Source organism: Nostoc sp. FACHB-190 (assembly GCF_014696905.1).
Classification (GTDB): Bacteria; Cyanobacteriota; Cyanobacteriia; order Cyanobacteriales; family Nostocaceae; genus Nostoc_B.
This window is the reverse complement of record NZ_JACJQW010000006.1, coordinates 216,674-232,736: the sequence shown is the minus strand read 5'-3', so window position 1 is coordinate 232,736 and position 16,063 is coordinate 216,674. Positions and strand designations below refer to the sequence as shown.

The 16,063-nt window shown below is 41.5% G+C and carries 8 protein-coding genes; 4 read left to right on the top strand and 4 right to left on the bottom strand.

The annotated features are described in order from the left end of the window. Nucleotides 1-329: 329 nt before the first annotated feature. Nucleotides 330-680 (top strand): STAS domain-containing protein, encoded by a 351-nt coding sequence (locus H6G28_RS10440; protein WP_190588455.1) that lies wholly within the window; start codon nucleotides 330-332, stop codon nucleotides 678-680. A gap of 10 nt (nucleotides 681-690) precedes the next feature. On the opposite strand, the gene H6G28_RS10435 is transcribed toward H6G28_RS10440, so the two are convergent. The 3 genes from H6G28_RS10435 to H6G28_RS10425 all read right to left on the bottom strand — a co-directional run bounded on the left by H6G28_RS10435 (nucleotide 691) and on the right by H6G28_RS10425 (nucleotide 11,301). Continuing rightward, the gene (locus tag H6G28_RS10435) at nucleotides 691-1,476 is read right to left on the bottom strand and encodes a hypothetical protein (RefSeq protein WP_190670585.1); all 786 of its coding nucleotides are present in this window, start codon (nucleotides 1,474-1,476) and stop codon (nucleotides 691-693) included. After that, nucleotides 1,476-3,935 (bottom strand): AsmA family protein, encoded by a 2,460-nt coding sequence (locus tag H6G28_RS10430; RefSeq protein ID WP_199332811.1) that lies wholly within the window; start codon nucleotides 3,933-3,935, stop codon nucleotides 1,476-1,478. The genes H6G28_RS10435 and H6G28_RS10430 overlap by 1 nt, the downstream gene beginning before the upstream one ends. Nucleotides 3,936-4,221: 286 nt before the next feature. Next, nucleotides 4,222-11,301, bottom strand: coding sequence for a phytase (locus H6G28_RS10425; protein WP_313949902.1), 7,080 nt, complete (start codon nucleotides 11,299-11,301; stop codon nucleotides 4,222-4,224). Between the two features lie 1,006 nt (nucleotides 11,302-12,307). Here H6G28_RS10425 and H6G28_RS10420 point away from each other — a divergent pair. Together H6G28_RS10420 and H6G28_RS10415 are read left to right on the top strand one after the other, a co-directional pair. Beyond that, nucleotides 12,308-12,772 carry a hypothetical protein gene (locus H6G28_RS10420; RefSeq protein ID WP_190588457.1) on the top strand — a complete coding sequence of 155 codons (465 nt, stop codon included), beginning with the start codon at nucleotides 12,308-12,310 and terminating at the stop codon, nucleotides 12,770-12,772. A gap of 13 nt (nucleotides 12,773-12,785) precedes the next feature. Beyond that, nucleotides 12,786-13,343 carry a glutathione S-transferase family protein gene (locus tag H6G28_RS10415; protein WP_190588458.1) on the top strand — a complete coding sequence of 186 codons (558 nt, stop codon included), beginning with the start codon at nucleotides 12,786-12,788 and terminating at the stop codon, nucleotides 13,341-13,343. Between the two features lie 134 nt (nucleotides 13,344-13,477). Here H6G28_RS10415 and H6G28_RS10410 read toward each other — a convergent pair whose 3' ends face one another. Continuing rightward, complete coding sequence (locus H6G28_RS10410; protein ID WP_190670584.1) at nucleotides 13,478-14,755, bottom strand: aspartate aminotransferase family protein; 1,278 nt, start codon at nucleotides 14,753-14,755, stop codon at nucleotides 13,478-13,480. 151 nt (nucleotides 14,756-14,906) lie between these two features. Between H6G28_RS10410 and H6G28_RS10405 the strand changes: the two genes are divergently transcribed. Next, nucleotides 14,907-15,971 carry a potassium channel family protein gene (locus H6G28_RS10405; protein WP_277877227.1) on the top strand — a complete coding sequence of 355 codons (1,065 nt, stop codon included), beginning with the start codon at nucleotides 14,907-14,909 and terminating at the stop codon, nucleotides 15,969-15,971. The last annotated feature ends 92 nt before the right edge of the window (nucleotides 15,972-16,063 follow it).

Sequence of the window (16,063 nt, the reverse complement as noted above, 5' to 3'; positions counted from 1 at the left end):
CTGATAAAGTTAATTGCCTTGACTGTATGACTTGTATCCAATATTTATAGAATTGCCATTAATAAGCGCGATATCAATATCGTTGCTATTAGAGCAAGACTTATTACTGACATTTATAGAGGAATCCGTTTCCTGTCAAATACTCGCTGTAGCTTTAGCTAGTACAAAAATAACTCCAGTTTAATTAGCTCAATTTTGGTTAACTACCTAATAGGTATCTATAGTATATTTCTATCTTATTCATAGAGAATATACATTGTATAACTTGTAGTTTATCCAACTATAACTGCTTCTAACTAACTTGAATTGATAAAAAAGGTAACTAAGTTATGAACGACAAACTTCGGCTAACAATACTTGAACCAGCAGGAATTTTAGATAAAATTACTGGCAATCAATTGCAAAATGAAATTAGCAACCTGATCAACCACGGTACTAACGTTATATTGATTGATATGCAAGGAATTAAGTTTATCGATAGTTCTGGCTTGGGTTATTTAGTGTCAGCAATGAAAATTGTCAGTAATGCTAACGCTAAATTTTTTGTCTGCTCTGTTAGTGATCAGGTTAAAATGTTATTTGAAATCACTAAAGTGAACAAATCATTACAAATATTTGCTGACAAAGATGACTGTAAACGCTATGTTTTAAACACTTTATCTCGGATGTCTTACAGGTAAAAAATTGAGGCTAACTATTATTCTGTGTTTCGAGTTTTAGTGACGGACGTAGCCACAAATATATAATCAGTCCCCAAAATGGTATCAAGCGGACTAGCCAGAGTATTTTGCCGTTATCCCATTGACGACGTGCCATATCATCTTTCACTAGCCATGACTGAAATAACCAGAATACCAGCATATCTACCACAAAAGAATATGCGAGGCGATCGCTAAATAATAATTCTAATAAATCTTGCCAACGGGTTGTAATATCACCGTACTCAGGACGGGCTAATACAGCCCAACTCAACGAAACCACAAAAAACCCAGCCAAAACCGAAGGTAAAACTCGGCTTTCACCTACTTTTTCCACAAATGTCAACGAATTTGTTGGTACTTGCGGATTTACTTGACGCAACCCCAACCAAGGAAGAAAAAAGACATTGGTGAGTAATGCGGTACCAATTAAGAATGTCATCATCGAAAATCGCTGGTTGCGCCCATCAATTATAAAACCCCAAAATAATAATCCCCAAGTCACCACAATGTTAAATAATCCCTCTAGTACGGGATTATTAATTGGCGCTTCACTGGGAAAAATGATTGGTAATACTAACCAAAAATTCATACTCAAATTGAATATTTCTGCTAATGTTTTGGGTGTGACATGCAGCAGCGACTCTCCCGGTGGAATATCACTTAATAATAAATAACCAACATAAATTAACCACACAGTCCAGATGAATATTCTGGACAAATTTACCGATAAATCATGGGTAGAATTGGCAATAAATTGTTTTACTTCGCTGAACATTACTTTTTACGGCTATTGTTACTAATAACTTTTATCCCTAAAATTTTCAGAGTTTCGTGATAATCACTAATCGTCAGAGAAGTCAACTCTTGACCCAACAAATAAAAGCTACCCATAACTTTAACAGAATTAGACCTTCCATTTGCCGCTTTGTGAAGTGTGATTGTGGCATGTTTTTGATTGTTTACACCCTTTAGGAGAAAAATCCCAGCAAAATTGAAGCTACCAGATGTAACTAATTGATCATGATTAACGCTGGCATTAATATCGGCAAAGGTGTAACCTAAAAATTTCAGATTACCAGCAATACTGGCAGAATTATTCAGAGAATTATTCATGCCTTTAAACAGTGTAACTGTAGCACCATCAAAAGCTAATATCCTAAAATTCAAATTACTCCTAGCTTGTAAACCTCGTTCACTGAGGCTGATACCTGATGCAGTAAATTTTTTACCCAAAATAGTTATATCACCTGCACCCAGCAACTTTTTATTAATTAAATCAAGCTGTAAATTCGGCACACTGATATTTAAGATATTACCGAAATTAATTGCTGTATTATTAATTTCGATATTTTGCCGATTTAATGATAATGTGCCGTTCCCCAAAGACTGGTTAAAAGCAAAAATATTTGCTGTACCTGTGGCACTTTGGTTGTTCAAGTCAACTGTCAGGTTTGGAATAACTAAACTTAAGAAACCTGCTAAACCTAGCTGGACATTATTTAAATTAATCTTATCTTTGCTAACATCAAAGGTAATACTTGCTAAAGTATTGCCCAAAATATAAACTGTGCCGAAGCCACTGCCTTTAGCAGATTTTTTATCAATACTTAAGGCATCAACATCAATACTCACTAGATTAGCTAAACTGATATCAAAGTTTTTAAATATTGCTTGTTCCGGCGTAATTTTAAATTCTACATTGGCAATTTCTTGCCCAAATATTTCTATATAACCATCTCCTTGAAGATACTGTTCATCAGGAGTTACCTTGATAGATAAATCTAAACTATCATCATCTGTGCCTTTAATTTTCAGAAACTCTAAATCGATTTCTGGAACTTTTAATGAACCATCAATATGCTGAAAAGCTTTATCACCTTGCAAACTTAAAATTGCTGCATGACCCCAAGCATTAACTTTACCATTAATTTCTAAACCTTCTAATATAGACTGTCCGGCAATAATTGTTGGGAATGGTACATACTTAATTAAGGGGTTAAGTATACCGTCTCCATCTCTATCAAGGGGTTCAATGCTTAAGTTGAGTAAGTTTTCTAAAAATCCTAAAGCTTGATTAACTAACTCAATAGAATAGCCTACTTGCTTGGTAATAAAAGATGTGACTGGCCCCCGCCATAATTCTATTAAGCTAACCGGTTGCTTAGGGTTTAAAATTAACGCTAATCTTTCAGGATCATTAGTATCCATGAGAAATGCAACTTCCAAATTAGTCTTTTCCCATTTCAAATCACCAATGAAGCCAAAATTATCAAAATAAGGAGGTAAATATGTCCCACCTCCTTGAAACCTGACATTGCGAAGTTCAGTTCCAACTAAACCGTAAGGATTACACCAAGGTTTTTCGCTTTGCTGACTGAAGAATGCTGTTAAAGATTCTGGTTCGAGAGAGAGATTACCAGATAGCGATAGTTTGGGTTCTTGTTCTTGGGTGGTATCGTAGCCTTCAAGAATTAAGTTTCCTGTAATTCCAAAGTTTGGTTCTAAATCAGTTCCAATATTTAAATTGATCAGTAAGTTATTGAAAGTAGCCTTAAATGGTTCTTGGCAAAATAGCTGAATATTACCGGCGACATTACCTATTAATTTAACTTCTCCTATCGGCTGAAAGCTAATCATGGCTGCGAATTTAGCCATACCTAAGTTATTACAAATAAAGCCACGCAAATTTGGAGGTAAGCTATTTAAGTCAATATCTCCTATAAAGTTCATTCCTTGGCTTAAGTTGATGCTGCCTAACTTTGGATGAGTCAAACAATAGCTGGTGTTAGTTAGAATGAGTTCTGTACTTCCCAGTTTTAAATCGTTGATGATGGGTATTGTATTTGTTAAAGACTTAAAGCTGAAATTTTTTGGGAGTTTATATTTTAATGTAGTTATTTTGCCAAAGGTTACTTCTATTTTTTGTTTATTTAGTAAGCCTCTAGCCGTGAGTTCGGTTTTCTGCCCGTTTTGAGAGACTGTATATTTGGGATTAGATATAGTAATTTTATGACTACCGAATATGGCATTTATTATGCTATCGAGTGCCACATTCATGTACGGCAGTGTACTATGAAGGTTAAAAATTTTATTTAAATCTAAATCTAAATCATGATTATTATCTAACTGAATTTCTGAGTTTGATTTAGCTAGATTGGCAAAATCTAAAGAGTCTAGTTTGAGTTTGAGATAATCAGGTAGGATAATTGCTGATGATTTAAGAATATTCGGCATAAGTACATTATCGTAAAAGTATTTTATAGCATTTATTAATTAAATATACAAAAGCTTACTATAGCAATCCTAAATTAGTCGTGAAAAACATAGATATGGAAACGAACCGCAAAGAACGCCTAGTACGCAAAGGTAAGAAAGAAGAAAAAGATATAGAAATTTTACAAATGATTTAGGAATGCTATAAAAACCCGTATATACGCGCAGAAAATTTTATCAAAATAAATTAGCCCTACCTTTTTAAGTAGGGCTAATCGCTATGATTTATCTCTGGTGAAATTGATTGTTAGGCGATGTTTAATTCAACGCGGACAATTAAATCGTTGAAATCGCGATCGCCACCTCTTGGCAAATCTTCAAAGCCAAAGATATTATTACCTAATAAAGTAATTTGGTCTGTTTGTCTGGTGTTAGCACCTAAGAAGGGGAAGTAAACCGCCGGATTTCTGGGGTTGCTATCTAACACTGATTCTGGTGTGTCATTGACAATAATAAATGGTGCATAGATATAACCTCCTTGCAGGGTTGCAGAGTAGGTTGTTATCCCACGGTTGGCTGTTAAGTCAATACCTGAAACACGGTTGCGGACAGCCGCTTCGGTGTAACCAGCTTGTCCGGGTAAGATATCTGCTTGGCCATCACCGTTGAGGTCAATACCGCCGTTTACATCGCTGACTCGGTAGAAACTGGCGTAGTTTCTAAAACTTGCATCTTTGCTAACGATAAAATCAGCAGTAACCAATTCTGTGACGTTACGCAAGTCAATGAGTTCGGCTTGTGATTGACCTTGCAAAGCTGTACCAATTGGTAAAACTGTGTCGGTTGATTGGATATTTACCACTAAATCTTGGAAAGGCTGACCATTTCCTGGTTGAAATTCCCAAGCGAGGGAGAATTTATCGTTACCTAAGTTGGTGATTCTTTGGGTGTTGGGATTAGCGAAAATGACACTGTTGCTGGGGATATTACCAGCGCGGACAGCATCACTTGTACCATTGTTCACCACATAAAATCTGAGTTGGTCGCCGGAATCAAATTCCAGTAATCTCGAAACATCGGCGTTGTTTAAGCCACGATTCACCGCCGAGAAGATGGTTCTAGCCCTTTCTAAAGCGGCTGCGGTGTAACCTGCTTCACCTGGGGCGATACCGTTGATTCTACCTGCGGCATCATCTACGGTAAACACACCAAGTTCATTGGTACGGTTGGAACCGCGTCTGGTGAGGTCTACTTGGAGTCGGGTTTTGGCACCACTACCCTTGATTGTGAATATATCAGTATTGGGAGTTTGGGCGAGAGAGCGATCGCTATCGGCAATAGTAACAGTTGCGGTGGTGTTAGTTCTGGCAAGGTCGTAGTTGTTACCATCAACTAACGTTAAAGTTACTGTTTCATTGCTTTCTACCAAGTTGTCATCAATTGGTTTAACGGCTATATCCACGTAGGAACTACCAGCCGCGATGGTGGCTGTACCTGTGAGGCTGTCGTAATCACTACCGTTAGTGGCAGTTCCACCAACAGTATAGTTGAAGGTTAAAGCTGTATTGGTATTACCAGCGCGAGAAATGCGGAAGGTTGCAGGGGTGGAATTTCCTTCTGTGGCATTTGGCGTGGTGCTTGTAACACTAATCACACCAGTAGTTAAATTCAGGGGCTTGTCTAGATGCAGGAGAATAATTTCGTTGTTGTCGATGTCTCCTGGTCTGCCTTGGGAGAAGGGATAATTATTATCGTTGGCAACCAAGATGGTGTTCGCATCCAATACCAACACATCTTCAATAGTGACGAAGGGGAAGGTAAATTTTGTACTACCGTCTCGATTCAAGTCATTGGGGTCTTGAATATTCAGCAAATCAGCAACTTCTTGTTTTTCCACAAAGCCATTAGCATCGCGTTTTGAGAAGTCAACTTTGAAGATTTTCTTGAATTGGGCGGCGCTACCTTGCAGACCATCCCGTTCAATTACCAGATATTCATTTTCGTTGATGACGGTGAAATCACCAATGGCATAACTGGGGTTATCCAAACGGTAATAACCAACCAAACCTTGATATTGTTCTGAGGCGACATCAAATTTATAAATCCGCAGTGAACCAGCAGGGTCGCCAGCCACAGTACCTTCTAATAATGGGTACAAAGTTTGTCTGTCGGGACTGATGGCTAAACCTTCAAAACCTCTAGAACCACCAAGGTTAGCAACGGCTGGCTGTCCAACAAATTGGTCGCGGACTAAATCACCGACACCGGGGAAATCGGTAAAGTAAGCATCTACACCCAACTCGATGAACTGTCTGTATTCTGCCAGTGGGTCGCCGTTGTAATCGGATGCTAAAAACACGCTTTCACTGCGGAAGGTATAAGGATGTACCTGCAAACCTGCGGCGTGGGCATCTTGTACTAAAGTTGTGGGCGTACCCAAGACTCTATCTGCATCGGTAATTGAACCATCACCATCGAGGTCATCTGGTCTACCATCACTGTTACGGTCTACTGTTGTCGCGGGGATAATCAGGCGTTTGTTAGGCCCAATCCCGACTGCGTAAGTGGCGATCGCGGCTAGTCCTGTTGGTCTAATTAAGTCGCCGTAGGTGCGAGTATCACCATTAAATTGGAAGTCGTAAGGTTGACTTGTCGCGCCCCCAATTAACTGAATCAAGGGGATATTAATTCTGGCGGCGGGTAAGATATTTTGTTTCAATTCCCGCAGATTACCCACCTCAAAGGATTGAATAAATACTCTGTCGGGATCAGTAAAGTTTTCCGCAACTAAAACATTTACCAGCAATTGTCCCAGACTGGTATTGATGGGTGTACCATCGATGCGTCTACCTTCAACAGCAAAGTAAGTCGGGTGTTTGGTTTCGGGATAAATGCCGATTTTCCGCCCAGTTTCGGCTTCTACTTGCTGCACCAAATCAATAATTTCTTCGAGGGTAGGAACTTTCAACCCATCATTGTTAAATCTGGTTCCGCGCAAGCCCGGTAAGCGTTCAATTGCATTCAGAGTTTTGATTTCTGCTAAGGTGAGGTCTTCGGTAAACCAACCTCTGATAGTTCTACCATCAATAACTTTGGTCGTCAGTCGGTCAGCAAACTCAGGACGCAGGTAAATATCGGTGCTAGTGTCAGTCAGATTAACTGAACCATCATTGTTGAGAATTGCCAAAGCATTTTCGTGACGGGCGATTAAACGTCCATCTTTGGTAGCTACTAAGTCAGGTTCGATGAAATCTGCACCTTGAGCGATCGCTAGTCTGTATGCTTCTAAAGTATGTTCTGGTCTTTCACCACTCGCGCCACGATGTCCAATAACTAATGGTGCATCACCACTTAAAGTATTAAAATCTTGCAGGTTGCGGACATCGGGGTTTTGCGGCGACCTGACAAACTGCCCTGTTAACTGGTCACGCACAAAATCACCAGTACCGGGGAAGTCTGTAAAGTAACCATCTACGCCCAACTGAATAAACTGGCGAAACTCCGCTTGAGGATCACCGTTGTAGTCTGATGCGAGATAACGCCCTTCGTTGCGGAATGTATAAGGATGGACTAACAAGCCAGCAGTATGGGCATCATTCACCAAAGAGGTTGGTGTAGTTAAGGTTTTATCTGCGTCGTTAACTAATCCATCACCATTGACATCATCAGCTTGACCATCGCCGTTAGCATCCACACCGCGAACCGAAACAATCATCCGCTTCCAAGGGCCGATTCCTTCAGCGTAGGTGGCAATTTCTCGCAAACCTTCGGGGGTTCTTAAGTCGCCGTAGGTGCGAGTATCGCCACTTACTTCAAAGTCAAAAGGTTGATAGTCAATCAGCGAACCATCCAGATTGACATCACGGGCATCCAATAACTGAATTAGCGGTAAGTCAATACCAGCCGCAGGTAAAATCACATCATTGAGTTGCCTGAGATTACCGACCTCGAAAGATTGAATAAATACGCGATTGGGGTCAGTAAAGTCATTGGCAACTAACAAATCAACTAACTTTTGACTGATATCTTGATTGATTGGTGTGCCATCTAAACGAGTACCAACTGATGCAAAGTAGGTGGGGTGCTTAGTTTCGGGATAAATGCCGATTTTCTTACCTGTATCTGCTTCTACCTGCTTCACTAAATCAATGATTTCTTGCAAGGTAGGAATTTCGTACAAGTCGTTAAAGGCTTGAGTACGGAAACTTGGCTGGATTCTGGCGCGGAGGGTTTTAATTTCTGCTAGGGTGAAGTCTTCAACAAAGAAACCTTCCTCAGCGATACCATCTACAATTTTAGTTCTAAGGCGATCGGCAAATTCAGGATGATCTAAAACGTTGGTAGTGTTAATAATATTCGGTTCGTGACGGGCAATCAACACACCATCTTTTGTCACCACTAAGTCCGGTTCAATGAAGTCTGCACCTCTTTGAATCGCCAACATATAAGAACCAAGGGTGTGTTCTGGTAGTTCACCGCTTGCGCCTCGGTGTCCAATCACAATTGGTGCTTGACCATCTAAAGTATTGAGATTGGTAATGTTGGGTGTGGGAATCGGTGCATCTAACAGTTTGCCGGTTGCATCAAAGTGCAGTAAGTAAGGGCCAAACTCATCACCAATCCAGAAAGTACCATCTTCCGCAATTACGAAAGATTCAATATCAAAATCTGCACCAGTTAATAGGCGATCGCTGGTGTTTTCATTCACAATCTGGAAAGGAACTTTATTATCTGGGTCAGATAGCTGAATAAAGTTCAAAATATTGACGCTTCCGTTACCCCCTGGTTCTGCACCCCGGAAACTGGGATCAGCACGATAAATCCGCAACAGATAGTCAGCACTGTTACTTTGACTGCCAAAACCGTTGTCAGAGAGGAAATAGAAGGAATTATCATCAGCCCTCTGCACACCACTAAACCCTTGTATCGGTTGGGCGGCGAAGGGGACATTCCGGCCGTTGGTTCCGGTAATTGCACTACCAGACCTTGGCCCCTCAGCAAAGGTATCAGCAGGAAGTGAAGCAAAGCCTTTGAGGGTGACTCTGGGAACAAACTGGGAAGTATCAGGATTGCGGGGATCGTAACCTGTGGTATCGATGGTTAAAGCCTCTGGGAAAGCATTGGCGATATTTTGCCAAGGAACAAATTTAAAGTTACTGCTGATGTTTTCAATTTCCCCGTCATCTTCTACAAGTACGGCGGGATCATTAGAACCGTCTTGAGTAATAAACACACCAGAGGGGAAGTTAGCGCCTAAAGGCACATTGATCACATCTGCACCATCAGATTCTTGTACGCTATCAATTGAGCCGCTATTCCCGATCGCAAAACTACCTATATACTCGTTATTACCAGCACGGTTGTAAGCCACAAAGGTGTTATCGCCTTGGCTAGAAGCTAACAAATAGCCTTGACCATCACTACCGTAGTAAATTGTTAATCCTTCAACATCGTTGGTAAGATTACTACCACCCAAATCTCGGACGCGATCAATCAGTGTACCTGTATTGTTTCCAAAAGGTTCTGCGTCAAATTTCCAGATACCGACATCTTCTTGACCAATGTAGAGATAACCTGTTTCTTGGTCAACTACCATTCCTTCGGTTTGCGGCGATCGCCCTGCTGTGGTCGGAATGGTAAACTGTCTAACTAGTTCTGCACCAATTTGACCATTACCTCTGTCAACTAATTTTAACTGGGCTACGTCTCCAGTTTCCCGACGGCTAACAAAGGCATAGTAATCATTAGTTTGGGGGCTGCGGTATAGCGCCAAACCGTAAGCACTGCGTTCGTCGGATGAATAAGGCGGTTCAAAAGGTGCTGCTTGGAAAATAGTACCAAGACTGCTATCGGTGATGTCTTCTAAATATTCACCGGGGGTTGTGGGGTTGGGATTAATTTTGAAGATTGCTAGTTTATCATTTTCGCGATCGCTGGCTACGGCAATATCAATGGTTTGATTCCCCAACTTAAATCCATATTGCAAATCAATATTGTTGTAGCGAATATCCCCAGGATTGAAGGTTTGCAACAGTTCCCCAGACAAGTTGTAAACTCGCAACCCACCATTTTTCACTGAGGTTAATACCAAGCTGTCGGCGGAATTGGTGGCGTTGACATAAATCGCTGGATCATCCGCATCCGCATTTTGAATCTCATCATCCAACAAAGCGGGGCTGGTTTCGACAGTCGGCGCAACGGTGGGAATTAAATCTGCACCCAAAGTTAGAATTTGCGTGAATTGGGTGGCGCTGAAGTTGTTGTCACTCACCAGAACAATTGATTGACGACCATCTGGTAAGGTGGGGCCAAATTCTATCCCTTCGATGTTATCCAAGCCAGTGGGCAAATCCAAATCATTCAAATTCAACAGTAAGCGTTTTTGGGCTGGTTGAATTGCAGCTAATTGTTCAGGAGTCAAACTACTAAGTGAGTTGATGCTGCTGATATCAGTTGCACCTTGGAGAGAGATTTCGTAGATTTTGATTGTATTGCCTGTACCGGGAACGCCTGTAGAAAAAGAACGTTCTACAGCGAGTATTGTCCCGCGATTATCAATAGCTAGTAAATCTACTAAGCCGTTGGTGCTAAATGCAGTATTTGGTACTGGTGTTTCTGCTACTGGGTCAGTGACATACAAATATTCTTTTGTTGGCTGTCCTGTAGTCAAATCATATTGCAAGATGCGCGAAGGTGTACCCGCAGCCAAAGAAGCCACAGCCCCATCTTGGAATAAAGCATTTTCGGTGGCGGTGAATAAAGTTGTTTGGTCTGGGGTAATGGTGAGACTTTCCAAAGCCAAGTTATTTCTGACACCAGAGGTTTGGGTATCACCAGTATTAATCAAACCATCGCTGTTAGTATCTTGAACTACTGGTAAGAATTTAGTCGGGATAGTTAGCGATCGCAATTCCTGACCTGTAGTCAGAGAAAATTCCCTGACAAACGGATTTGTTACCCGACCCGCATTAATATTAACTTCCCCTTCCGAAGAAATGAAAACTGTATTGTTGTTAGTTAATACAATGTCTTCTGGGTCTAAACTCAACGCCGCAAATAAATTACCATTGGTATCTCTCAGGGGAGTGACGTTAGTAAAAGTTACATTATTAGTAGCAGGATCACCAGTGAAAGTATAAAAGCGGGCAGGGCCAATTTGGGAGCGATCGTCCGAAATGGCATAGTAACGATTATTAGCAGCATCGTAAGCAAGACCAGATAAACCACCTACTTGAGTTGGCGTACCATTAACAATTCCTGCTACACCAGTAGGAACAAAACCTGTAGCAAAAATCTGTTGTCCTAAAAATTCTATGTTGGTGATAGTTTTACCAGCTTGCATATTTTTGGGTATCGATAAATCAGGATTCAGAGAAGCGATTTCCACTTTGTACTCACTAAAAATTCGTGAGTTGATATGATGTGCAACTTATTTGTTTAACCCCTCTCCAAACCTCTCTCCACTTCGGGGAGAGGCTTTGAATATTGCTCCCCTTCCCTAGTAGGGAAGGGATTGGGGGTTAGGTTGGTTTGAGATAAAGTTGCACACGGCGTGAGTTTGTGAACAGGCGATTGCAAATTTGGCAAGACAATATAAACTGCAAAGATGCACTTTACAGCTTGGGCGATCGCACCATGAGATAACTGTGATATTCAGTGCTTCACGCTATCCCAGCTAGGTTAAGAAATGCCTAGCAAAAGGTTAATTAAACTTCCTTCCCTGAACCAAGATTCATCGAGAATATTGCAGCTTTTTTCCAGAGGATTTTAGAAAAGTCAGTTTGTTAGTGTAGCGCCTGTTTGGGGAGGCGATGCGGACAAGAGGAGGAAATAACAAAATTAGATTCTGCACCAGGGAATATGGTGTAAATTTGACTGGGCTGAAATTTTATTTTGTGGCATTATAATAGTTGTACTCCGATATGGGGATTACATGAAGGTGATCGCAGACTCTTGGCCGAGGGCGATCGCTTTTTCCATAATCTAGACATAAGGTATAAAATTATATTCAAGTATCAATATTGCTAAAGGCTTGTGGTATAGCCCTGCTTTTTTTCCTGATGACTTTTGCAAGATGTCTAATGTAGACAATCAGGAGAAAATGGCAAATGAGCAACAACTTGGTAGAATCCTACTAGCCGTTCAAGAGAGATGGAGAAAAGGGTTAAGAAACATTGCAACTTTCAGGCGCTTTTAGTGTTTTTTTGTTGCGATGTTTCTCCCTTCACTAGCGTCTATAGCAGTCCTAGTTGATATGTGAACAACAAAGACAAGGAGACAAGGAAGACATGGTAGACAAGGGAGAGATGTTTATAAATCATTTAGGATTGCTATACATTTGCTAATCTCTGGTTATACATTTTCCAATTTTAAAGTTTTGCGACAATTTTCTTATGACAACCGCAATGTCTGATCAAAATACTGCCGATTTAGCTGCCGATGATTATGTTGTTATTGGCTTGGCAACCTGTTTTATTAAAGAAGATGGGGAAGTTCATCAAGTTGAAGTTATAGAACCAATTCCCTCTGCATCTTTAGAAACCTTAATAAACGATATTCCAACTTCCTATAAACTGGCTTATGCCACAACTATAGGCGCAGTTTTGGAAGGTGAAACGCCGTTATTACCCCCAGGTTTTCCTGCTTCGGCGCAGTTTGGTGAAGAATTTGCCCAAAGAGTGTTTGCAGCAGCGCGGACTTATAAACGCAGCGAAAGCAGCAAAAATTTAATTCCTTTGGGTGCGACTTACACAGATTTCAAGTATTCTACTGAACGTAAACGAGTGTTAAATGCTGCCAGAGTTGTCACTAAAGAAGACAATGTGAAACAGCATTCACATACACATAAGGTTCTTTAAATAGCAAGTGGTTATGCTAAAACTTTACGGTAGTGCCTTTAGTCGGGCAGCGATCGCCAAATGGTATCTCGAAGAACTAGAACTTCCCTATGAGTTTGTTCAGCTAGATATGCAAGCAGGCGCACACTTACAGCCCGAATACTTGCAAATTAACCCGATGGGGAAAGTCCCGGCAATAGTCGATGGTGATTTTCAGCTTTGGGAATCTGGGGCAATTTTGCTGTATTTGAATGAAAAGTATGGTAAGTTCCCAGGTTCGCCAGAAGAACGGGCGAAAATTTATCAATGGGTGTTATTTGCTAACTCTACCTTATCGGCAGGAATTTTCACAGAATCAACCAGAGAACGGGAAGTACCCCGCTTGTTAACTCCACTAAATGAGATTTTTCAACAACAACCCTTCATTCTAGGTGATGAATTTACCGTTGCAGACGTAGCGGTGGGTTCAGTTCTCTCTTACATCCCAATGATGCTGAAACTCGACCTCAGTGCTTACCCAGAAATTTTGGCATATCTAAAGCGAATATCTGAACGTCCAGCATTTAAAAAAAGCATTGGTGGACGGAGTTAAAAATTAAGAGTGCTGAGTTGAAAGTGCTGAGTGCTGAGTTAAAAGACAACCCACTCATAGCTAAAACATCAAATACAATTTGTTTAGAGTTAAGAGTTATTACTCAGCACTCAGCACTCAGCACTCAGCACTCATTACTCATTACTCAGCACTTTATCTACCACTTTTAAGGCTTGGTCAATTTCTGCCTCGCTGACAATTAGCGGTGGGACAAAGCGCACCACTTTTGGCCCGGCGGGGACAAGTAGTAAACCTTCAGCAATGGCGGCATTGACAACTTCACCAGCAGTTAGGGGAATGTCAGCAACTAATTCCATTCCATTGATTAAGCCCCAACCCCGCACATCAGAAATATACTGGGGATATTTAGCTGCGATCGCTTTTAATCCAGTACGTAACTGTTCTCCCCTCTCACGGACGTTCTGCAAAATATTTTCTTTTTCCAAGGTTTGGCAAACACTCAGCGCCACACCGCAAACAAAAGGATTCCCACCAAAGGTACTGGCGTGTTCTCCTGGCTGAAAAACATCACAGAATTTTTTACTCATCATCGCGCCAATGGGGATTCCACCGCCCAAACCTTTGGCGCTGGTGAAAATATCGGGTTCGACACCGAGATGTTCATAACCCCATAAATAACCACTGCGTCCCATTCCGACTTGCACTTCATCAAAAATCAACAAAATGCCGGTTTCATCACAAATCCGCCGCAGTTTTTGGAAGTAAGCCACATCACCAGGACGTACGCCGCCTTCACCTTGCAATGGTTCTAATAAAATCGCCGCAACGCGATAATCACCTTCATCTAACTCACTAATGGCTGTTTCGACAGCAGTAATATCGTTATAAGGTACGTAATGGAAACCAGGAACCAAGGGATCAAAGTATTTTTGATACTTGGGTTGTCCGGTGGCGGTAATCGTTGCTAAAGTCCGCCCATGAAAACTCGCATTCGCCGTTAAAATAATAGGCTTTTCTATTTCTAGAACTGTATGGGCATATTTACGCGCTAATTTAATCGCCGCTTCATTCGCCTCGGCTCCAGAGTTACAGAAAAATACGCGATCGGCACAGGAATGTTGGATAATCCATTTGGCTAATTCCCCTTGTTCGGGAATGTAGTACAAATTAGAAACGTGATGTAGCTTTTGAATTTGGCGTGTCACAGCTTCAACCATTGCTGGGTGAGCATGTCCTAGGGTACAAGTGGCAATCCCCGCCACGAAATCTAGGTATTCCCGCCCCTGTGTATCCCAAACGCGGCATCCTGCACCTTTTTCTAAGGCTAAAGGAAACCGACCATAAGTTGACATCACGGCTTCGTTAAAACTATCCGAATCAAAAGGAATAGATGACACTGAACCTGATGCTGGGGGGATGCTGGCTTCTTCAACTAGAGTTTGTAAGCTCACTAACCGCTCCTCCTGAAAATTTTTAATTCTACACTCACTTACTAGTTTCCTCGAAATTGTTAAAAATTTCTTGTGATTGATCGCAAATCATGATTTCTTTTAGGCTAACGCTTAAATATCCTTAAACGAAGAACACTGGTGAGAGATAACTTTGTATTCCACTCTTGAGAGAAAATATCAACGTATCCAAAAAGAACTAATGGCAGGGGCGATCGCTCTTGGCGGCGTGTTCCTGATTGGCACTTTGTGGTACAAATTAGTTGAAGGCTGGTCATGGGAAGATTCAGCCTACATGACCGTGATTACCCTAGCCACTGTGGGATATGGAGAAACACACCCACTCGGTAGCCGTGGACGCTTGTTTACCATTGCCTTGATTTTATTGGGTGTAATTAATATTGGTTACATTGTCAATCGATTTACAGAAGCCATCATCGAAGGCTACTTTCAAGAAGGAATTCGGCTACGACAACAGAGGCGCGTAATGGAATCCTTGACAGAACATTATATTATTTGTGGATTTAGTCGCACTGGTCGGCAAATTGCTAGAGAATTTCGGGCAGAAGGTGTACCTTTTGTAGTCATAGATTCCGAGATTGAATCGGTGCAGAGAGCGCAGACGGAAGGTTATGTAGTATACCAAGGCGACGCGACTTTAGATGATACGCTGTTCCATGTGGGGATTGACAGAGCGATTTGTATAGTTGCCGCCCTGCCTTCGGATGCGGAAAATTTATATACAGTATTATCAGCAAAAACATTAAATCCAGATATTCGGGCGATCGCTCGCGCTAGTACAGAAGAAGCGTTACAAAAATTACAGCGCGGTGGGGCGGATGCCGTAATTTCACCATATATTACCGGGGGGAAACGGATGGCCGCAGCAGCCTTGAGACCGCAAGTATTAGACTTTGTAGATGGCATTCTTTCGGGTGCAGACAGGCAGTTGTATATGGAAGAATTTTTACTCGATTCGAGTTTGTCTCCCTTTGTCGGACAAACCTTGCAAAAAGCCAAACTGCGATCGCAAACTGGTGCATTAGTCTTAGCCATTCGCCGCGTTGATGGTAATCTGATTGGCGGCCCCACTGGTGATACTGTCTTAATGCCAGGAGATACCCTAATTTGTATGGGGACAGCCGAACAGTTACGCAGTCTCAACCAAGTTTTGGTTCCCATTGGTTCGCACATATTACGCAAGCCGAAAAATCAGTGATTGGTGACAAATGACAGAGGTGCAATTTGGGAGAGCGATCGCTATTTCCTTCCCCTAAACTGCTATCTTTGCAACAATAGTAAATATTCACC